At 45.0% G+C, this 19,999-nt stretch carries 19 protein-coding genes; 14 read left to right on the forward strand and 5 right to left on the reverse strand.

Annotated elements, in window-relative coordinates:
• The 11 genes from TV75_RS12855 to TV75_RS12905 all read left to right on the forward strand — a co-directional run bounded on the left by TV75_RS12855 (position 1) and on the right by TV75_RS12905 (position 10,929).
• The gene (locus tag TV75_RS12855; protein ID WP_044339166.1) at positions 1-1,788 is read left to right on the forward strand and encodes a M3 family oligoendopeptidase; all 1,788 of its coding nucleotides are present in this window, start codon (positions 1-3) and stop codon (positions 1,786-1,788) included.
• A 293-nt stretch (positions 1,789-2,081) separates the two neighbouring features.
• Positions 2,082-2,426: a hypothetical protein gene (locus TV75_RS12860; protein ID WP_044339167.1), complete on the forward strand. Its 345-nt coding sequence runs from the start codon at positions 2,082-2,084 to the stop codon at positions 2,424-2,426.
• A 15-nt stretch (positions 2,427-2,441) separates the two neighbouring features.
• Positions 2,442-3,095 carry a PspA/IM30 family protein gene (locus tag TV75_RS12865; protein WP_044339168.1) on the forward strand — a complete coding sequence of 218 codons (654 nt, stop codon included), beginning with the start codon at positions 2,442-2,444 and terminating at the stop codon, positions 3,093-3,095.
• 132 nt (positions 3,096-3,227) lie between these two features.
• The gene (gene liaF, locus TV75_RS12870) at positions 3,228-3,959 is read left to right on the forward strand and encodes a cell wall-active antibiotics response protein LiaF (protein WP_044339169.1); all 732 of its coding nucleotides are present in this window, start codon (positions 3,228-3,230) and stop codon (positions 3,957-3,959) included.
• Entirely contained in the window at positions 3,956-5,005 is a 1,050-nt protein-coding gene (locus TV75_RS12875) for a sensor histidine kinase (RefSeq protein ID WP_044339170.1), read from the forward strand. Before liaF ends, TV75_RS12875 begins: the two co-directional genes overlap by 4 nt.
• Positions 4,998-5,630, forward strand: coding sequence for a response regulator transcription factor (locus TV75_RS12880; protein ID WP_044339171.1), 633 nt, complete (start codon positions 4,998-5,000; stop codon positions 5,628-5,630). Before TV75_RS12875 ends, TV75_RS12880 begins: the two co-directional genes overlap by 8 nt.
• Positions 5,631-5,882: 252 nt before the next feature.
• Entirely contained in the window at positions 5,883-6,812 is a 930-nt protein-coding gene (locus tag TV75_RS12885; protein WP_044339172.1) for a hypothetical protein, read from the forward strand.
• Positions 6,813-6,895: 83 nt separating this feature from the next.
• A complete protein-coding gene (locus TV75_RS12890; protein WP_044339173.1) occupies positions 6,896-7,540 on the forward strand; it encodes a DUF4129 domain-containing protein in 645 nt (214 codons plus the stop codon).
• Positions 7,541-7,563: 23 nt separating this feature from the next.
• The gene (locus tag TV75_RS12895; RefSeq protein ID WP_044339174.1) at positions 7,564-8,694 is read left to right on the forward strand and encodes a DUF4350 domain-containing protein; all 1,131 of its coding nucleotides are present in this window, start codon (positions 7,564-7,566) and stop codon (positions 8,692-8,694) included.
• Positions 8,691-9,620, forward strand: a complete 930-nt coding sequence (locus TV75_RS12900; protein WP_044339175.1) for an AAA family ATPase — start codon at positions 8,691-8,693, stop codon at positions 9,618-9,620. The genes TV75_RS12895 and TV75_RS12900 overlap by 4 nt, the downstream gene beginning before the upstream one ends.
• Positions 9,571-10,929: a DUF58 domain-containing protein gene (locus TV75_RS12905; protein WP_253275533.1), complete on the forward strand. Its 1,359-nt coding sequence runs from the start codon at positions 9,571-9,573 to the stop codon at positions 10,927-10,929. Before TV75_RS12900 ends, TV75_RS12905 begins: the two co-directional genes overlap by 50 nt.
• On the opposite strand, the gene TV75_RS12910 is transcribed toward TV75_RS12905, so the two are convergent.
• On the reverse strand, positions 10,921-11,880 hold the full coding sequence (locus tag TV75_RS12910; protein ID WP_044339176.1) for a stage II sporulation protein M: 960 nt from the start codon (positions 11,878-11,880) through the stop codon (positions 10,921-10,923). The genes TV75_RS12905 and TV75_RS12910 overlap by 9 nt on opposite strands.
• Positions 11,881-11,984: 104 nt before the next feature.
• Here TV75_RS12910 and TV75_RS12915 point away from each other — a divergent pair, with 104 nt between their 5' ends.
• Together TV75_RS12915 and TV75_RS12920 are read left to right on the forward strand one after the other, a co-directional pair.
• Entirely contained in the window at positions 11,985-12,788 is an 804-nt protein-coding gene (locus tag TV75_RS12915; RefSeq protein ID WP_044339177.1) for an RDD family protein, read from the forward strand.
• Positions 12,789-13,090: 302 nt separating this feature from the next.
• Positions 13,091-15,052, forward strand: a complete 1,962-nt coding sequence (locus tag TV75_RS12920; protein ID WP_082051277.1) for a phospholipase D-like domain-containing protein — start codon at positions 13,091-13,093, stop codon at positions 15,050-15,052.
• A gap of 93 nt (positions 15,053-15,145) precedes the next feature.
• On the opposite strand, the gene TV75_RS12925 is transcribed toward TV75_RS12920, so the two are convergent.
• Both TV75_RS12925 and TV75_RS12930 read right to left on the reverse strand, forming a co-directional pair.
• The gene (locus tag TV75_RS12925) at positions 15,146-15,433 is read right to left on the reverse strand and encodes a hypothetical protein (protein WP_044339178.1); all 288 of its coding nucleotides are present in this window, start codon (positions 15,431-15,433) and stop codon (positions 15,146-15,148) included.
• Positions 15,434-15,732: 299 nt separating this feature from the next.
• Positions 15,733-16,533: a VLRF1 family aeRF1-type release factor gene (locus tag TV75_RS12930; RefSeq protein WP_044339179.1), complete on the reverse strand. Its 801-nt coding sequence runs from the start codon at positions 16,531-16,533 to the stop codon at positions 15,733-15,735.
• Positions 16,534-16,742: 209 nt separating this feature from the next.
• Between TV75_RS12930 and TV75_RS12935 the strand changes: the two genes are divergently transcribed.
• Complete coding sequence (locus tag TV75_RS12935; RefSeq protein WP_044339180.1) at positions 16,743-16,976, forward strand: hypothetical protein; 234 nt, start codon at positions 16,743-16,745, stop codon at positions 16,974-16,976.
• Between the two features lie 236 nt (positions 16,977-17,212).
• Here the strand turns inward: TV75_RS12935 and aldA are convergent, their stop codons facing one another.
• Both aldA and TV75_RS12945 read right to left on the reverse strand, forming a co-directional pair.
• Complete coding sequence (gene aldA / locus TV75_RS12940; RefSeq protein ID WP_044339181.1) at positions 17,213-18,661, reverse strand: aldehyde dehydrogenase; 1,449 nt, start codon at positions 18,659-18,661, stop codon at positions 17,213-17,215.
• 282 nt (positions 18,662-18,943) lie between these two features.
• Positions 18,944-19,969: an MDR family NADP-dependent oxidoreductase gene (locus TV75_RS12945; protein WP_044339182.1), complete on the reverse strand. Its 1,026-nt coding sequence runs from the start codon at positions 19,967-19,969 to the stop codon at positions 18,944-18,946.
• Positions 19,970-19,999 lie beyond the last annotated feature (30 nt).

Consider the following 19,999-nt stretch of genomic DNA (forward strand, 5'->3'; position numbering starts at 1 on the left):
ATGGACCGTACAAATCATACATATTCGGATGTTTGGGATTTAGATGTTTTTTTTCAAGGAGGAAGTGAATCTCGGGAATTTAGAAAGCATCTCGATACGTTAGAAAAAAAGAAAAATGACTTTGCAGAAAATGCACTCGCTTTCCATCCGCCTCAATCGGCAAAAGACGCTGACCTGGTGTGGAAGCTTATTGAAGAAGCAAAAGAAGTGATGTTGTATTTGCGTCAGGCAGGTGCATTCGTGAGCTGTCTGGAAGCTCAAAATATGAATGACAGAAAAGCAGATTCCCTCCGCGGGGAAGTCACAAGCCTAAGTGCGGACTTTTCTTCTACTTTTACAAAGTTTCAGCAGCAGCTTTCAGATTGTACAGAGGAAATCTGGAATGAGCTGCTTCAGCATGATCACCTGAGTGAGATTAGGTTTGTCCTGAATGAGTGGAGACAAAAAGCGAAAGATAAGCTTTCAAGTGCAGAGGAGTCACTTATCCAGGCGTTAGCTGTCGACGGCTATCACGGCTGGGGACAAATGTATGACACGATCGTGGGGGCCATGGAGATTGAACATGATGGAAAAAAACTATCTGTTGGTCAGGCTAATAATCTGCTCTCAAGTCCAGACACCAATACGCGCCAAAAGGTTTTTGAAAAATTAGAGAAGGCCTGGGAACAAAATGAGGAACTCTTTGCACGGACCCTCAATCACTTGGGTGGCTTTCGCTTAAATGTCTATAAAAAGCGCGGCTGGGACGAATTGATGAAGGAGCCACTGGAATACAACCGGATGAAGCAAGAAACGCTGGACGCCATGTGGGGAGCCATTTCAAAGCACAAGCAGCCTTTTGTTCAGTACCTGGAGAGAAAAGCGGATTTAATCGGGAAAGAACGTCTGGACTGGTACGATTTAGATGCACCTGTCGCAGAGTCGACGAGCACGATGCCATATGATGAGGGAGCGAAATTCATTCTAAAGCAGTTCTCTCGTTTTGGAAGTGAGATGGCCCAATTCGCTCAAAAGGCATTTGAGAATCAATGGATCGAAGCGGAGGATCGTGCTGGAAAGCGTCCAGGTGGATTTTGCACCTCCTTCCCGTTAAGCGATCAATCCCGTATCTTCATGACATATTCAGGCTCCATGTCGAATGTCTCCACCCTTGCACACGAGTTAGGGCATGCGTTTCATTCTTATGCGTTAAAACCGATGCACACATTGAATCGTAACTACGCCATGAATGTTGCCGAGACTGCATCCACTTTTGCCGAAATGATCGTGGCAGATGCTGCCGTAAAAGAAGCGGAAACGAAGGAAGAAAAGATTGCCCTCGTTGAAGATAAGCTGCAGAGAAGTGTCGCATTCTTCATGAACATCCATGCCCGTTACTTATTTGAGAGACGGTTCTATGAAGAGCGTAAGAAAGGGATTGTATCTGCTGATAAGCTTAACGAACTGATGGTGGACGCGCAAAGGGAAGCATTCTCTGACTCTCTTGGAGAGGTTCACCCGCGCTTCTGGGCATCGAAGCTCCATTTCTATATTACAGGAGTGCCATTCTATAACTTCCCGTACACCTTCGGATACTTGTTCTCACTGAGTATTTACGCCAAAGCACTGGAATCAAACGAAAGCTATGAAGAGAAGTATATGGCCTTACTGCGTGACACAGCCGTCATGAACGTAGAAGAGCTGGCGATGAAGCACCTTGGTGAAGACATCACAGAAGAAGCCTTCTGGGAAAAAGGTATCAAGCTATGCATTGCGGATGTGGAAGAATTTCTTGAATTAACAGAATAATGTTTGCAGGGTCCGTTCCATTTTGGGGACGGACCTTATTTTTGTAGTGGAACAACTTTATCGACTGTTATTTCACGTCTATCAACCGTTCTTTCATTTTATCAACCGTATTTTCAACATATCGACCGTTCTGCGAAAAACGACAAACTTCGCACCCTCCAAAACACCAATAATCGACAAGTCCTACCACACCTAAGCCTCAAGTCTGATACGAAAATAAAGCTCGGGCTCGTTATGGGAAATTCGGAAAATAGGTAGGATAGAGACATGAAGAAGAAAGGAGGCAACAACATATGAAGAAATTCGGATTGCTTTTAGCCGGAGGGATTGCAGCCATTGTCCTGCTTGCCAATTTAGGACCGATTGTAGGGCTTGCCATCTCCTTAGTGATCATGTACTACAGCTTTAAAGGGTTTGTAAAAACAGACTCGACAATGAAGAAGATATTATGGGCACTGATCGGTCTTGCGGCATTCAGTGCTTCGATATCGAACTTCCCAGCGATCATCGGATTGGTTGCTCTGTACGTTCTGTATGTCATCTACAAGAACTGGAAAAAAGAAGAAGTCATGATAGAAGAAAAATCATCGGATCCATTCACTAATTTTGAAAGAGAATGGTCTCAATTAAAAAACTAAAGGAGAGATTCCACTATGGCAAACCTATTTCAACGAATTAAAAATACAGTCATGTCCGACCTGCACGAAGCATTAGATAAGAAGGAAAAGAAAAATCCAATAGCTGTATTGAATCATTATTTAAGACAGTGTGAGCAGGAAGTAGAAAAAGTAAGTAAGCTGGTTGAGAGACAATATCTATTAAAAGAAGAGTTTCAAAAAGAGTATCAGCAGGCTTCTGCTTTAGCTGACAAACGAAAATACCAGGCTGAGGTTGCATCGAAAGCAAATGAAGAAGGTTTGTATGAATTTGCCCTTCAGGAACAAAAATACTATGAAGAGCGTGCCGCGCGCATCCAGGAATCAAAGCTGAAAGCAACGAAAGAGCTTGAAGAGCTTGAACGGAAATATGAAGAGATGAAGCACAAGCTGAAAGATATGTACATCAAGCGAATGGAGCTGATGGGAAGGGAGAATATCGCCCGTGCCCATAACAAGGTGAATTCTGTGCTTGAATCTTCTTCCGGTTATAACAACCAGGCGTTCTCTAAATTCGATGAAATTGAAACATACTTAGATCATTTAGAGCATGGTGTGAACTCCTCTTATTATCGAAATACGATTGACGCAAAGATCGCCAAATTAGAAAAAGAAGTGAAAAAAGAGGAAACGGAAGCCATTCCTTCATAAAACATGGTATTCTAGGTTAAGAAAAACTCTACTGCTATATAAAAGGGGGAGCCCAACCGGGTTCACCCCGTTTTATCATCAGATATAATTTACCGTGTTTATTTCATACATAACCAGGAAGGAGGAACCCCCTTGTTCAATCGTTTACGATCTGACGGAATCAGCTGGATCATTTTAATAGGAACATTGTTAATACTGTTGGAAGTGTCATTCTACGATGGGGGGGTTCTCGTCTTCCTCTCGATTGCAGCCTTCTGCATCTATATTGGAAGAAAGAAGCTTCCGAGTACCTTTGGAAAGATTCTGCTGTGGTTTGGGATCATCAGCTTAGCGATCAATATCTTTAATACCGTAGCGTTTAAATTTTTATTGTTTGCCATTCTTCTATTTATCATCGTCCGTTTTGCTGATTCGAAGAAACATCCTAAATACATCACTCCGACGATTAAGGAAACGTTCACTAACACAAGTGAACCACTCGTCATGAGGAAGTCAGCCCTTCAAAATGAATGGTTCGGGCCGAAACGTACTCCGGAAGACGTATATGAATGGAATGATATCAACATCCAGGGTGTGATCGGGGACTCGGTCATCGATATTGGAAATACTGTGCTCCCTAAAGGGACGTCCGTCGTTTCGATTCGAAACATATTGGGCAATATTGAGATATTGATTCCGTATGATGTGGAAGTGAGTGTTCATCACTCGGTCCTCGCCGGTTCGATTGAGATTTTTGAAGAAGTGGAGCCGAAAGCAATCAATGAGTCTCTTTATTATCAAACGCCCGGCTACGAAACGGCTGTCCAGCGGGTGAAGATTGTCACCTCCATGTGGATCGGGGATTTAGAGGTGAAGAGAATATGAGCACGGTCAGTAGGCAGATTGTTGCAGGCATTCTCTTTTCCCTTGGGATGGTGATCTTTTTATCGCTGTCATATTTTTATTTGTATCCCTTGAAGGATTGGTCCTTATTATGGGAAGTAGAGATTATGGATATACCGGGGGCCGGGTTTATCCTCGTTGTAAGCATCCTGATCGGAATCGTGTTCGGCATCCGGACAGGGGTGAAGGATAAACGGCAGCTGAGGGAGATTGAAGATGCCCTCATGAATGTGGAACAGGGACGCTCGATCACACTCCCTGAAACGGCAACCTCAGAAGTACAGCAGGTTTGGAAAAAGGTCGATGCATTAGGAAAACATCTCTCGGATCAAGCGCGATATTCCCAGAAGCTTGCCAATGAAAAAGCGGAGGAGCAGGAAAAGAGGATCCAGGAAATCGTTTCCCAGGAGCGGAACCGCCTGGCGAGGGAATTACATGACTCGGTCAGTCAGCAATTATTTGCTGCATCCATGCTGATGTCAGCCATCACGGAAACACCGACGCCTGGCCGGACTCCCCATGAAGAGAAGCAGCTCTCCATGGTGGAGCAGATGATTCATCAGTCTCAGCTTGAAATGAGGGCACTACTCCTTCATCTTCGTCCCGTAGCGTTAAAAGGAAAGAATCTTCAAGAAGGAATGAAGGAGCTGCTGGTCGAATTAGCTCAGAAGGTCCCGCTGGATATTGAGTGGAAAATAGAAGACATGAGTCTTGATAAAGGAATCGAAGATCATCTCTTCAGGATCTTACAGGAGTCGGTGTCAAACACCCTGCGACATGCGAAGGCGACTTCCTTAGATATTCGCTTGATCAAAAGGGAATCGATCATAATTTTACGGGTAGTGGACGATGGGCAAGGTTTTGATGTGAACGAATCGAAAGTAACCAGCTCCTATGGGCTTCAGAACATGAGGGAGCGGGCCATTGAAATCGGTGGTACGTTTAAAATCATCAGTGTACCGAATAAGGGAACACGCCTGGAAGTGAAGGTTCCCGTTGTAGAGAATGAAGGTGAAAATAATGATTAAAGTGGTATTTGTCGATGATCATGAAATGGTAAGGATCGGGGTTTCTTCTTATTTATCCGCGCAGGCGGATATTGATGTCGTAGGGGAGGCGTCGGATGGGAAAGAAGGCGTCCAGCTTGCTCTGGAGCTCCGTCCGGATATTATCCTCATGGATCTTGTGATGAAAGAGATGGATGGCATTCAAGCGACGAAGGAAATCATTCAGGAGTGGCCTGAAGCGAAGATCATCATCGTCACAAGCTTCCTGGACGATGATAAGGTGTATCCAGCCCTGGAAGCGGGGGCGGTCAGTTATATGCTGAAAACGTCAAAAGCGAGTGAGATTGCCGAAGCGGTTCGTAAAACGTATAACGGCCAATCGATTCTCGAACCGGAAGTCACCGGGAAAATGATGACACGCATGAGACAGAAGACAGTCTCTCATCCACATGAAGAGCTCACCAACCGCGAACTGGAAATCCTTCTATTGATGACGCAAGGGAAAACGAACCAGGAAATTGCAGATGAACTATTCATTGCCCTGAAAACAGTGAAAACCCATGTGAGCAATATCCTCTCCAAGCTTGGAGTACAGGACAGAACACAAGCTGTGATCTATGCTTTTAAACATGATTTAGCTAAATAATCGTGAAAAGTGACCCAAAAAGAAAACTTTTTGGGTCACTTTTTCGTATAGAAAGAAGAAAGTACACGGATTTCCTTGACCAAAATGGCAAGCATCAGAAATCAAACATGAAATATACATCTAGTAAGGCTTGATGCATTTGGGTAACAAGTATGAAAAAAATGCAATTCTTTCCTCAACGGAAGGAGGAATAATGGTAGAATAAGCGATATATTGTCAAATATTGAAAAATAACCGCTGGGGGGATATAACGTGAACGCAAAATTCAGTAAGCCTAAAGGGTTCGGTGAAATACTGGACCACACATTTCGATTAAGCAAGAACCGCTTTAAAGACTTTTTTCTTATTTTCCTAATTTTATTAGGGCCTGTTTATTTACTGCAGGCACTCATCGAACTGGCAGCAGGGGTCAGTTTTTTTAGAACCGTCGGCACAGGGGAAACCTGGTTCGATGGGATTGTCAACAGCTTTTCAGGCGAGCTTACGACTGAAGGAGGTCCGGAAGTGAATCTGGCAGCAGAGCTTGGTACAGGTCTAATTGGACTTATCAGTATTATCCTCGCTCCAATCGCTCAAGCGGCGATTTTATTTGCTCTTAATCATATGAGGAAGAATGAAGAATTCACGGTGAAGCTTGTGATCAAGGAAGCATTCTCCCGTTTTTGGCCGATTATCGGAAGCAGTCTCCTATTCGGTGTGATCGTATTCGGTATCGTTTTTGTTCCGATTTTCGTATTTGGTTTTGCCGGGGTATTCGGTGCTGCACTTCTGGAGCCGGGAGTCGGGATTGTGGTCGCCGGAATTGTTCTGCTGCTTGCATTCGCGGTTGCAGTAGCTTACTTCTTAACGCGTTGGAGCTTCTATTTTGGAGCGGCAGCCATAGAGAACGACGCCCCTGGCCTCGGCAGGAGCTGGAGGCTGACGAAGAAGCGTGGATGGATCCTTCTTGGGTTATTCATTGTTTTCGGCTTGATCATTGGAATCGTAAGTTCTGCCTTCGAATTGACGTTTGGACTGGTCTTAGGGAATAGTGTCCTGTACGGCATGATTATAAACGTTGTAACTTTATTTACGTCGATGTTGTTTGCCGTCGGATTCGGGGTTATGTTCCTTGATCTTAAAACGAGACATGATGCAGATGATTTGAATGAAATGATCGATGATTACAACGCAATCCAATAGCTTCGTTGAAAAATCGAAGTAACCAGTCTGGGTCCGGAGACCTCATGCTTCCGGGCTCTTGATCTGAAAGCTAGGTGAAGAAAGTGTTGAATGAAAATAGAGCAAGGGATCAATTAGAAGAAATACTGGATGGGGAGGAGTATAAGGCCTATCATGATGAATCTCAGGGACTGCTCGCCAGTTGGTGGGAGAAGGCAAAGGAATGGCTTTCAGAACAGCTGCAAAAACTGTTCCCTTCTCTTGAACCGACAGGCGGGGCGGCATCGGGCATCCTGATCACGTTGATTGTCATTGTTGTGGCCATTCTCCTCGTCGTTGCATTCTTCGCCATTCGAAACGGAGTCCGAAAACGGAAATTCCGTTCGAATAAACCACTCCAATCCATGAATGAGATGGATTGGTCCTATGATAGACATTTAGAAGAAGCCCATAAACAAGAGGGGCTTGAAGATTATTCGAAAGCAACCCGTCATATGTTCCTGGCCCTCCTTTTATACTTTCATGAAAGAGACTATCTCGAAGCAAAGGTCTGGAAAACAAATTGGGAGTATTATGATGAACTGCGTAAAGTGAATCGGGATTGGGCAGAGCGCTTCTACAGGCTGGCCCTTCTGTTTGATGAGGTGGCCTATGGTGAGCGGGAAGTGGAGGAAGAAGAGTATCTTCCCTATAAACAGGAAGCTCTGAGCTGGTTGGAACATGAAACGGATTCACAGCCTTACGCATAAGAGAAAGGAGGTAGGAACGAGCATTGAAAACAAATAGAAAGGCGTGGGTCTGGCTCGCCACACTTCTAAGCTTATTTATCATCATCGGTGTATTTCTTTCTCCTGAAAAACCTAAGGAGTATCCGGCCTATGTTTCCGAGTCTCCCTCTCCTTCTGGAATAAAAGCCCTTTATACCTATTTGGAAAACGAAGGTGTTTCTATACAACGCTGGTCTTTTTCACCTGATAGGCTGCCTGCGGCTGAATCTGATCAATTACTGATTATGATAGAACCGTTTTCAATCCCTGAACAAGAAGAAATGGAAGCTTACGAGAATTTCATGAAAGCAGGGAATACGATTCTTCTTTTAAAGGATAATCCAAAAGGGATGTTTGACACGAAGACGGTCTTAATAGGGGAAGGGGCGGGCAATCCGCTCATCCGTGATGGAAAAGGAAATACATATCAAACAGATCTATTATCAGGCGTAAGATTAGAAACGTCGGATGATGATACCATTCTATTGGATGATCTGGATGGAACGATTGCTTACAGCTCTCCTATAGGAAAGGGTCAATTGATTGTCTCTACTTCACCGGGATGGGTGATGAACGGGAATATTCTTGAAAGTGATCACCTCCCGCTGGTTCTCACTCTATTAGAAAGCGGTGGAGCCGACCGGAAAACGATCCTCGTCGATGAATACCTTCACGGGGGAGAGAGTGAGGCAAGCCTTACTACCCTTTATCCCCAATGGCTGTTACTTCTAATCCTTCAATTGCTGATCCTCACCGTCCTATGGCTCTGGATGCGGGGAAAACGATTCGGAGGTATTCTCATACCAAGGGAAGAAACGGTCCGATTCAGTGATGAACGGATCAAGGCGCTTTCAGCCTGGTATTTAAAAGGGCATCAATACAAAGAATCTTTAGTGATTCAAGCCGAGTATGTCAGAGTTCTGTTTCAGGAACGCTGGGGGATTCCGACGAGCAAGGAATGGTCGGAATTGAACGGGACGTTGGAAAGGAAATTAACCGCCGTTTCCAAAAAAGAAATCGATTCGTTTTTATCAGAGATAAGGAATGTATTAGAAAAAGAACGCATCAGTAAACAGGAATACGTACTATGGTCGAAAAGAATAGAACTATTCAGGAAAGAGGTGGAGGATCGTTGAAACCAGAAATCACATCCTTAATGGAGAAATATGAAGAGCGTATTGTAGGACAGAGCACGAATCTCAAACTCTTGTTATCTTCCATCCTCGCAGGAGGGCATGTGCTGGTTGAAGGAGTGCCGGGTACAGGGAAAACACAAATGGTGAAGACTCTTTCCAGGTTGCTCGGGGGAAGCTTCAACCGGATTCAATTCACTCCGGATCTGTTACCGAGCGATATCACTGGAAGTACGATTTACAACATGAAGGATAGCAGTTTCCAGACGATCAAAGGGCCTATTTTCACGAATGTATTATTAGCCGATGAAATTAACCGGACACCGGCCAAAACCCAGGCGGCACTCCTTGAAGCCATGGAAGAAAAGCAGGTGACGATTCAAGGGTCGACGTATCCACTTGAAGAGGTGTTTTTTGTGGTGGCCACCCAGAATCCGATTGAATTTGAAGGAACCTACCCACTGCCTGAAGCACAGCAGGATCGATTCCTCTTTAAGCTCGACATTGATTTTCCTTCTTTTGAGGAAGAGAAAAACGTTTTAAAACAAGTGATTGAGAATCATTACGATGCAAGTGAAGTGGGAGCGGTTCTAGACATGGATACCTTCCTCTCCATCAGAAGGGAAATCGAGGATGTCACACTTAGTGACTCAGTACTTGACTATATTATGCAGATTGTGAGAAAAACCCGTGAAACGGAGTCGATCCGCTTCGGGGCAAGTACAAGGGCGGCGATTTCGATTGGAAAAGCGGGACGGGCATGGGCCTACCTGTCAGGACGGGACTATGTCACACCGGATGATATCAAGATCGTGGCAAGACCTGCCCTGAGACACCGCATCCAGCTATCCCCGCATGTGGAATTGGAGGGAGTGACCATTGACCAAGTCATCCAAGAGCTTGTTGGGTCGATTCCTGTTCCAAGATAAGGGGATATTGCCGACGGGGAAGTTGTTGATCGCGTATCTCCTATTTTCCGGCCTCCTTCTTGCAGGGACGTTTATTGGGCTGTCATGGACGCTCATTTTTGTATTGAACGGTTTATTTATCATCGTGAGTCTCATCGACCTGACTCTGTCACCATCCAAAAAGGAAATAGACGTCAAGCGCCATATTCCGGATCAAATGGAAAGGGGTCTTGATTATGTCGTAGAACTTGAAGTCATGAATAGATCTTCCCTTGGCATGGAGTTCCGGATCCTGGATGGTACCCCGCAAAGCTTTCTAACATCGTTTCCCTTAGAAGGGAAGCTTGAAAAGGCTTCAGCAGGAACCCTAACCTATGATGTGTTGACACCGGTAAGGGGAGACTATAACCTGAAGAAGCTGTATCTTCGCTATCGAAGTTCCCTCGGTTTATGGGAAAAACAAAAAACAGTGGAACTCCACGATGGGGTCAAAGTCATTCCGGATCTTACTGAAACAAAAAAAGTATTGGAAAGTGCTCAGCAGTTCCTACTGTATGAAGGGGTGAAGATCCGTAAGCAGCAAAGCGGTGCAGGAGAATTCTCCAAGATTAGAAATTATGTACTTGGGGACGATCCGAGAAAGATCAACTGGCGTCAAACCGCAAAGCTCCGGGAAGTGATGACCAATGAATATGAACCTGAGCATGGGAAGTACATCACGATACTCATTGATTGCGGAAGGATGATGGGAGCGGAACTGAAAAAAGGAAACCGATTGGAGAAATCCCTGGAGGCTGCCCTGACCGTGACGGCAGCGGCCCTTCAAAATGGGGACTACGTTTCGGTCCTTGCTTTCAGTAAAGATGTGAAGGTATATATCCCTCCGGCAAAAGGGATGGCGCATTTGCAAACGATCCTTCATCGCATTTATCATTTGGAAGTGGACGCAGCCGAGTCCAATTATGCTGCCGTCCTCCACTATGTTCAAACGGTTCAGAAAAAGCGGAGTCTGCTCTTATTATTCAGTGACGTACACACCTTCCTCCATGAAGACAGCGCCCTGTTTTATTTACAGCGCCTGCGGAAACAGCATCTCTTTTTAACGATTGGGATAGAAGATGAAACGTTGGTCAAACGGATCAAGACAGAGCCTGTCGATTCAGTGCAGGCGATGATGAAGAGCATGGCTCAGAAACAGATGCTCGTGAAGAAAAGGGAGAAAGCCAAGTGGGAAAAGCAGGGCCTCCTGATGGTGGAGGCCCGTGAAGAGAAACTGGCCGCTACGGCTGTTTCGTACTATATCGATATGATGAATCGGGGGTTACTGTAGTCTTGCTTTTAGCCGAAGCCTTCCGATCATCATATAGAGAATCAGACCGATAACCGTTAAAAAGGCAACCATATATTTTGCGAGTAGCGGTATGGCAGCAGGCGTGATGAATCCTTCGATGATCCCGGCGATCACAAACAGGGGTACAGTTCCGAGCAGCAGCTGGACCGATCGTTTCGCTTGATGCTTTAATTGGTAGCCCCGTGTGAAACGTCCGGGTACAAAAAGCTTATAGCCCATCAAGAGTCCCGCACCACCTGCAATGAAGATGGCTGTAAGCTCAATCATTCCATGGGGCACGATGTAAGCCCAGAATTCATAGCTCATTCCCTGATGCCAGAAGACAGCGGCCAGAGCGCCTACAATGATTCCATTGTACACAAGCATATAGACCGTCAAAAGACCAAACGTCACACCGCCGGCAAAGGCAAGGAAGGCGACTTTGATGTTATTGGTCATAATGGCAGCGGACATAAGTGAAGAATCCACTCTTCCGTCACTTTTCCCGAGATTAGAAGGATCCACCCCTTGGGACATCTCAGGTGGTAGAATGGAATAAAGGTGAAGTGGATCATTCACGACAGAAATGAAGGCACCGAGTGCACCGATCGTAAATAAAAGCATCGCCGTGACAACGAACTTCCACTGCTCAAGCAGTAATCCGATAAATGTCGTGGAGAAAAAATGTCTAATCTGTTTTCCACTTGAGATTTGGTCTTTATATAATAGATTGTGAGACTTTGATACGAGGCCGTTCAAATAATCGGTCACTTCTTCTCCTGGAAAATAAGTCTGGCTGTAGGAAAGATTCTGGGCAGCCTTTTGATAAAGACGGTTGAATTGATCAATGGCAGGGCCAGTGGTGTTCTTCCTCTTACGAAGAGTCCCGAGGAGATCTTCTAACTGCTTCCAGTCGTCCCGGTGCTGTTTGACAAATTGCTTCACGTTCATTGTGACACCTACTTGTTCTTTTGATTTCTTATCTCTTATTATAGTAAGTCTAGAAAAAAATAGAAACCGTTAAAGGTAATTTCATCCATAAGGAGGGGATTGTATTGCATGAAGAACAAGTCGATATTAAAACCCCTGAATATGTTTCCCTGCAGTTCCAACCTGCAGGATTAGGAAGCCGGGCTGCAGCCCTGATGATCGATCAGCTGCTGTTAACGGTCGTAAACATCCTGATCTTTGTGCTCCTGTATTTCGCGACGTCCGGGGATAATGGCATATTTAGCATGTTGGAAATCGACTTCACATTATGGGGGATCGCTATCATCGCCATCTTCTTTCTCAACTGGGGGTATTTCTTTGCTTTAGAATACTTCTGGGGTGGAAAGACGGTAGGAAAGCGATTACTGGGGATCCGGGTAATGCAGGAAAACGGACACAGCGTCACTCTCTTATCCTGCTTTATTCGCAATCTATTAAGAATCATCGATATGCTTCCCGTCTCTTATTTTATAGGTATGATCATGATCTTCCTGCATTCTAAACATAAGAGGGTGGGAGATCTCGTTGCCGGAACCATCGTTGTCCATGAGAGACGTGTCAAAGGAAAACGAAAAGAAAAAGCCATCGAGAAGGAAATCCTCCGCCGCGGCTTGAGGAAAGAGAACTTTATAGTGGAAGAATGGGAATTAAAGCAGCTCGGTGCGAAAGAATGGAATCTGATCAAAACGTACAGTAACCGATTCGTTCAGCTCCCCCTTTCAGAGCGAAACCAATTAACCAAAAAGCTAGCCCTTATCCTCTATCCTAAACTTGGATTAGACGTGCAGGATAAAACATATGAGGAGCTTGAGGATACCCTTCTCCTTTTATACCTGGCATTAAGGGAAGAATGGGAATTTGAACTGTAGAAAGCAGCAAAGTCTGGAGAGGCTTTGCTGTTTTTTTATTTGTCAGATGACAAGGCCTTTATACCCAATAAAGATTCCTCGTCGCTATTAAAGGAATCTTTCAATAAATTAAATGTTTACATAGAAAATTAAGTAAAAATAGTAGGGAAATAGGTAGGATGGTTTACAAAATCTCTATACTATTTACAAAATAATTAGAAAAATAGTGTCCATTATCCCATTACATTACAAAAAACGACAAAATATACTTGTACTGTAATCATTTAAATACATTTGTTATTTACATTGAAAGGGGAAAGGGTATGAGGACGAAAAAGATATCTTTATCGATTATCAGTATACTGTTTTTACTTACTGGAGGGTTCATCCAGCCTCAGGAATCTATGGACAAGAGTATGGCTGCCGCACCGGGGTCTGCTGTCATCAATGAAGTGGCCTGGATGGGGACAACGGGATCCTATAACAATGAATGGATTGAATTGCACAATACAACCTCATCAGAGTTATCCCTGGATGGATGGGTGCTTGAAGCCCTGGATGGATCGCCGAGTATCGGGTTAAGCGGTACAGTGTCGCCAAACGACTATTTTCTTCTGGAAAGAACGAGCGATGCCACGATTTCAACTGTCGCAGCGGATCAAATCTATACAGGAAGCCTTGGGAATTCCAATGAAGTTCTGTATTTAAAAGATGCCTCCGGCGCCCTCATCGATGAAGTGAACAGCTGGTACGCCGGTGACAACACTACGAAAGCCACGATGGAACGAAATGACCATTCTATAAGCGGTACGGATCCAGCCAATTGGAGCACTGCAACGGCTTCCTATGAAGGTGGATTTGGTACCCCTAAAGCAGCCAACTCAACGGCTCCGATCAGTAATGGCAGCGAATCCCTCACGAATGTAAGCGAGGAACTTGGAGCCATCAACGTCTATTTCAACAAAAGCGCCTCCACTCAATATGCAATGCCGGGCAACGAAGCAAACTACAACGTGAACCTTGAAGATCGTCTCATTGAACGTTTGAATGAAGCAACCACGTCCATTGACTTTGCCACTTATGAAATCAATTTGCCGAGAGTGGTCGATACGCTGATGGCAAAAGCAGCACAAGGTGTGGACGTTCGTATCCTGGCTGATGCCAAGGATGGATCCGATCCTCATTACGCTGAACGCTATGAAACCATGCGGTTATACTTGGAAAAGCTTGTACGCGGTCAGGATGGAGTAGTAGGATCAGCGGATGACGCTCATATTTTATCGGATTCCCCTATGTTTGTAGTCGAAGATACCGTGAAGCGGGCAGCTTATGATTTACCTGCAAGCTTCAGTGATTTTCCACAACGAAACGTGACTGTGGGAAGCACTGCGACAACGGGCTATATGTTTGTTGAAGGAGAATTGAAAGAAACGGACAGCTATTATTCTCCTGGGAATCAGATGCATAATAAATTCGCCGTGGTAGATGGGAAGTGGGTCTTCACAGGGAGCTGGAATTTCACGATTACTGGTCTTTACGGCTCCGAAGAAAACATGAACCAAGGAATCCTTGACGGAAACCAGCAGCATGTCGTGGAGGTTCACTCTCCGGAACTCGCATCCATTTATAAGACAGAGTTTGAAGAAATGTGGGGAAGTGGAACCACGACGCCGAATAACACGGTATCCAACTTTAGCACACGGAAAGTGGATAACACGCCCCATACGGTGACGATCGGCGGGGATACGGTGGAAGTGTATTTCTCATCCGGAGACGATGCCGTTGGACGTATGACAGAACTTGTAAAAACAGAAGCAGATGAAAATGCCTACTTTACCATCTTCGCTTGGAGCGACCAGGCCCTTGTGGACGAATTAAAGAACAAATGGGAAGGTAGCTATGTGGATGACCAGGGGACGCTGACAGGCTTTGATGTAAAAGGTCTATTCGATGCAAGCTTCTGGAATCAATGGTGGTCGGCAAGCATTGAAATGACAGGAAGAACGGCTACGCAAACGAGCACCAACAATCCAAACACGCGCTGGGCAAACCCTGCACCCGTGTACCAGGCAAATGAAAGCCGGAAGCTCCATGCCAAGACCATGCTCATCGATGCCGGCACAAACAGCGACCCGACCGTCATCGTAGGGTCGACCAACTGGAGTGAAAACGGTAATAATGTGAATGATGAAAACATGCTTATCATCCATGATGATGCCATCACGAATCAATTCCTGCAGGAGTTTAACGCGAGGTACGTGAATGCTGGTGGGGTTGTGCAGTAAGGGTTAGAGAATTGAAGTGAGAAGATGTGTTATATAAATGAAAACGGATGGTTCTCATTGGAGAATCATCCGTTTTTCCATTGGTGCCAGTATTTACTCCATCCCGGGAGCCTTCTGAATTTCAAAAATAAGTACAATTGCAGTGATCGCATGGGCAATCAATCGGATGACCGGGAAGAAGTTTAAGAAGGAAGCAAGGATACCGAGGGCACTTCCAAGGATCGGTTGATCTTCTGACCTTGAAATATACAACACGCTCGCATGCCACAGAGCCACTAAGCACAGGAGAAAAGGGATTGCGTCTCCAGCAATATTGCCAAAGATCGGAACCGCTAAGAACAATTCGATTGAAAAGGATAACCATTTAATTCGTGAAAGCACGGACACACACCTCCTTATTTCAGTGTATGAATGAATGGGGGGCGTGTGCCTGTTTGAGGGAATTGTTTTTGTGGGATGGAGAGGTTGATGACGGTGGTGGTGGACATTGTGTTGATTTTTATCCAAGTATGTAAAACGGCATATAAAAACAGAAAATGGCAGATAAATATGAAATAGGGCACGCAAATCCCGGAAATGGCAGATAACCTTTATCTTGGAACGATCCAGCGGAAATCCAATCTCGCCTAACGGTTAACCAATAGGCCCACCGTCTCATTCTAAGAAGGTGGGCTCTACGATTATGCCAGCAGTTTTTCCACAACCTTATGCTCATTCTCATTCAGCAAGTTCTTACCAATCGTTTCGTGGACCTCTTTATTCATGCTTTCTTCCAATACAGCGGCTTCTTCTTTATCCCCAACGAGGACGATACGTTCCCATTTTTCATCGGCTGCCTTTTTGTCCAGGATGCTGCCAAGGCTTTTCCACCAGCGCTGCTGGTTGGCCTTGAGGCGATTTTCGAATTCTTCCTGCTGATTGGCCTTTCCTCCGCCGCTTCCCATGCTGACGTCTGCGTGGTGAGGCCCTTCATGTTTTCGCCAATCATCTGTTTCTAAGTCGAACTCCATAAATTCGCTGGACTGAATCTCTCCAAAGGCAGAGGTAAGGATTTTGATTTGATTTTGCTGAAGAAGCACGAGTCCTGTGTAAGGATAATCTTTGTGCAGGGATTTTAATTGATCCAGATGAGGGTTCTCCTCCCAATAGAAATTCGTTTCGACAGGTACTTGAAGTTCGAAGGTTTCCCAAATACCGCTATCTGCTGAGGCGAAGATGATAAAGCTTCTTGGCAGCTCACGCTCTAAACTATACACGTAGTTTTCTACCTTCGGGCGGATCGATTGAAGCCTTTCTTTTTCCTCGGGAGCACTTTCAAGGTATTCTTCCAGACGGTTGAATCCGTTTTTGAGGGCGATTTTCCATTCGCCTCCCTGTTGATCGGGGTCGCTGCGGTCCGTATTCAAGTAAACCGTCAATAGCTTATCCGGCTTCTGTAAGTATAAGTTTTCCAATACGCTCAGTGTTTTTTTGAAAGACATGGAACTCCTCCTTTAAGAATTCTTACTGTTCATATAAACGGTAGAGGTCCTGCTTAAACATATTTTTTGTAAAAAAAGGGAATTGACGAATATCTATAACGTAATGTGCTTGTATGTCTTTTTTTCTTGAAGAAATCAGATAAATCATGTTTTATGTTCTTTCCATCGGGTAAATATGTACTAAATAACACACGACGGGAGAGAATAAAGTGAGCTATATTAACCAAGGTAGAGAGCGCATTCAATTTGATCGCAAGGGTAAGAAAAAGGATCTACATATACTGGAGTGCACACATTGTGAGAATGAATTCCGTTCAACCATGAATGTCAATCAAATCGAGTGCGCGCATTGTTCAACATCCACAGATCCTAAATTGGACCTTTCGATTTTCAAAGTCATCGGATTTATTGAGAATCTTCAAGGGAGTGAAGTTCGTTGCTAAACAAGGATAAACTAGCCGATTTGAAAATGGATTTTCACGATATTCTTTGGATGAGTTCTGGAGTTGCTATTATTCTATTATTACTTGCTTTAGCCAATTTTTTTATCATAGCCTAATCAAATGACCGGTTGAAAAGTCCTGACTGCTTAGCGGGGCTTTTTTTGTTGGGTGAACCTCTCCATTGAAAAAGCCTGCCCGCTTTTAGGATTAAAGCGGGCAGGCTTTTCTTTAGGTTGTTATCCTTTATAGTTCTCATCGTACTCAAGATAAACAACATGTGTTTCCAGGTATTCGTTAAGTCCGTGTTTACCATCTGCTCCACCAAGTCCTGATTGACCGCGGCCAGCGTGGAAACCGTTGATGGCTTCGAAGTTTTCACGATTGACGAAAGTTTCACCGTATCGAAGTTCATTGGCGGCTCTCATGATTTCATGGAGATTTTCACTGAAGATGGATGAAGAGAGGCCATATTCGGTATCGTTGGCCAGTTCGATGACTTCATCGAAATCCTTGTATGTCATAATGGGAAGGACGGGTCCAAAGATCTCTTCCTGGATGATGTCCATATCCTGCTTTACATCTATGAGAATGGTAGGCTCGTAGTAGAACCCTTTATCCACATTGAGCGGTTTCCCGCCGGTAAGGATTTTCGCCCCGTTTTCTACTGCTGTATTGACCATTTCAGTTACGGTTTCAAGTCGATCTTTATTCACAAGAGGTCCGATGTCGTTGTCCCGGTTGGTCGGATCCCCGACTGTCGTGTTTTTCATCGCTTCGGTCATTTTGCTGATGAATTCTTCTGCTACATCCTCGTGGACGTACACCCTTTCCGCATTCGTACATGCCTGCCCGGAGTTGGTGATTCTTGACGTTTTGATCTTTTCAACGGCAAGGTCAATATTTGCATGCTTGGTGACGATGGCAGGAGCCTTACCGCCCAGCTCCAGATTTACTTTTGTGATGGACTTCGACGCGGCTTCCATTACTTTTGAACCAGCCGGGTAGCTTCCCGTCATGGATACCATGCGTACTTTGGGGTGACTGGACATTGGGTTCCCGATATCGGACCCTTTACCGGTCACAAGGTTGAAGACTCCTTTTGGCAGCCCGACTTCGTCTATGATCTTAGCAAACTCACATGCCGTATTTGGTGTATACTGACTTGGTTTCAGGACAATGGTACAACCTGTCACAATCGCAGGGGCCACTTTCCTGGCCAGAATGAACATCGGGAAGTTCCACGGAACGATTCCCGCTACGACGCCGATCGGCTTCTTATACACAAGAATGTTTTCATTGGAGCGTTCACTCTCAAGAATTTCGCCTTCGTACCTTAACGCCCAACCAGCCATGTAGCGGAAATACTCGATGGCAACATCCAGCTCATCTTCTGATGAATTCAATGTTTTGCCGTTTTCTTCGGTCAGCATCTGAACAAACTGGTCTTTTCGTTCTTCCAGCTTATCGGCTATCTTATATAAATAGGAAGCACGTTCCTTGGAAGGGACCTTCTCCCACGAAAGAAAAGCAGAATGAGCCGCATCAATCGCGTGATTGACATCCTCTTCCGTCCCCAACTGAATGGAAGAGATCGTCTCCTCATTCGCAGGATTGATCACGTCCAGCGTATCCTTCGACGTACTATCCACAAACTCACCATTAATATACAACTGATACTTCTTCACGTTTACTCCTCCTTGTAAAACTGTTTCATATTCATACCTCCTCCTTTTCCCGTTTAATGGGTAGGGGTAAACATGGGGATGTGCGAGGGACGGACCTCGTTCCACCCATTTATTAAGCTGAAACCTTTATATAAAGGGGGTTAAGTGAGTAAGCGGGCTCGCTTCTGGAAATGTAATGAAGAAGTAAAGACAGAGGGACGGACCTCATTCACTCAATCCTTCAACCAAAATGTTGAATGAATAGGATTTGAGTGAAAATGAAGGTCCGTCCCTCAAGTTAGGTTATTTGCCTGGGTCGGCGATTTTGACGAGTTGTTTGCCGATGTTTTTGCCTTGGAAGAGTCCGAGGAAGGCTTCGGTTACGTTTTCCAAGCCTTCTGTGATGGTTTCTTCGTATTGGAGTTTTCCTTGGGAAAGCCATTGGCCAAGTTCTGTTGCTCCTTCTTTGAAGCGGTCATTGTAGTCGTTGACGACAAATCCCTTCATAAGTGCGCTTGATTTGATCAATCTGGTTTGTACGCGTGGTCCCAGATCGCGATCCGTTTTGTTGTAAGAAGAAATCGCTCCGCACACTGGTACACGTGCATGTTTATTTAGTAAACTTAGGGCAGCGTCACCGATTTCGCCACCAACGTTTTCGAAATACACATCGATGCCGTTTGGACAGGCTTCTTTTAACGTAGCATAGATATTGTCCGTTGTTTTGTAGTTGATTCCTTCGTCAAATCCAAGCGTATTTGTCAGGTAGCTTACTTTTTCATCTGAACCTGCAATCCCGACAACACGGGCTCCTTTGATTTTGGCGATTTGTCCAACTACAGAGCCGACTGCACCTGCAGCGCCCGATACCACCACGGTTTCCCCCTCTTTTGGCTGGCCAATATCGAGGAGTCCAAAATAAGCGGTCAATCCAGTCATTCCCAGTATGCTCAAGTGAGTAGAAATAGGGGCGACATTCGGATCGATGGAGCGGACCTGCTTCTCATCGGCAAGGGAATACTCCTGCCAAGGCAGCATTCCTACCACGAAATCACCTTTTTGGAAGTGTCCGGATTCTGACTCAACGACTTCTCCAACGGCTCCGCCAGCCAACGCTTCGTTCAACTGGAAGGGTTCTACATACGACTTGGCATCAGACATTCTGCCCCGCATATAGGGATCCACGGAAAGATAAAGAGTCTTGACTAATACTTGTCCTTTGGATGGTTTAGGAACTTCAATCTCTTTGAAGTTAAAATCCTCTTTTACAGGCATTCCTTCAGGACGGGCGACTAATTGAATTTGTTGCTGCTTTTCGGGTAACATCATGATTCCTCCTCGTAATTTAACTGGAAATTT

Source organism: Rossellomorea aquimaris, assembly GCF_000935355.1.
Lineage (GTDB): Bacteria > Bacillota > Bacilli > Bacillales > Bacillaceae_B > Rossellomorea > Rossellomorea aquimaris_B.

Excerpts from the sequence above, each read along its gene's own strand:
- TV75_RS12855 (WP_044339166.1), top strand. The coding sequence starts at position 1 with ATGGACCGTACAAATCATACATATTCGGATGTTTGGGATTTAGATGTT.
- TV75_RS12860 (WP_044339167.1), top strand. The coding sequence starts at position 2,082 with ATGAAGAAATTCGGATTGCTTTTAGCCGGAGGGATTGCAGCCATTGTC.
- TV75_RS12865 (WP_044339168.1), top strand. The coding sequence starts at position 2,442 with ATGGCAAACCTATTTCAACGAATTAAAAATACAGTCATGTCCGACCTG.
- TV75_RS12875 (WP_044339170.1), top strand. The coding sequence starts at position 3,956 with ATGAGCACGGTCAGTAGGCAGATTGTTGCAGGCATTCTCTTTTCCCTT.
- TV75_RS12880 (WP_044339171.1), top strand. The coding sequence starts at position 4,998 with ATGATTAAAGTGGTATTTGTCGATGATCATGAAATGGTAAGGATCGGG.
- TV75_RS12910 (WP_044339176.1), bottom strand. The coding sequence starts at position 11,880 with ATGAACGTGAAGCAATTTGTCAAACAGCACCGGGACGACTGGAAGCAG.
- TV75_RS12920 (WP_082051277.1), top strand. The coding sequence starts at position 13,091 with ATGAGGACGAAAAAGATATCTTTATCGATTATCAGTATACTGTTTTTA.
- TV75_RS12930 (WP_044339179.1), bottom strand. The coding sequence starts at position 16,533 with ATGTCTTTCAAAAAAACACTGAGCGTATTGGAAAACTTATACTTACAG.
- TV75_RS12945 (WP_044339182.1), bottom strand. The coding sequence starts at position 19,969 with ATGATGTTACCCGAAAAGCAGCAACAAATTCAATTAGTCGCCCGTCCT.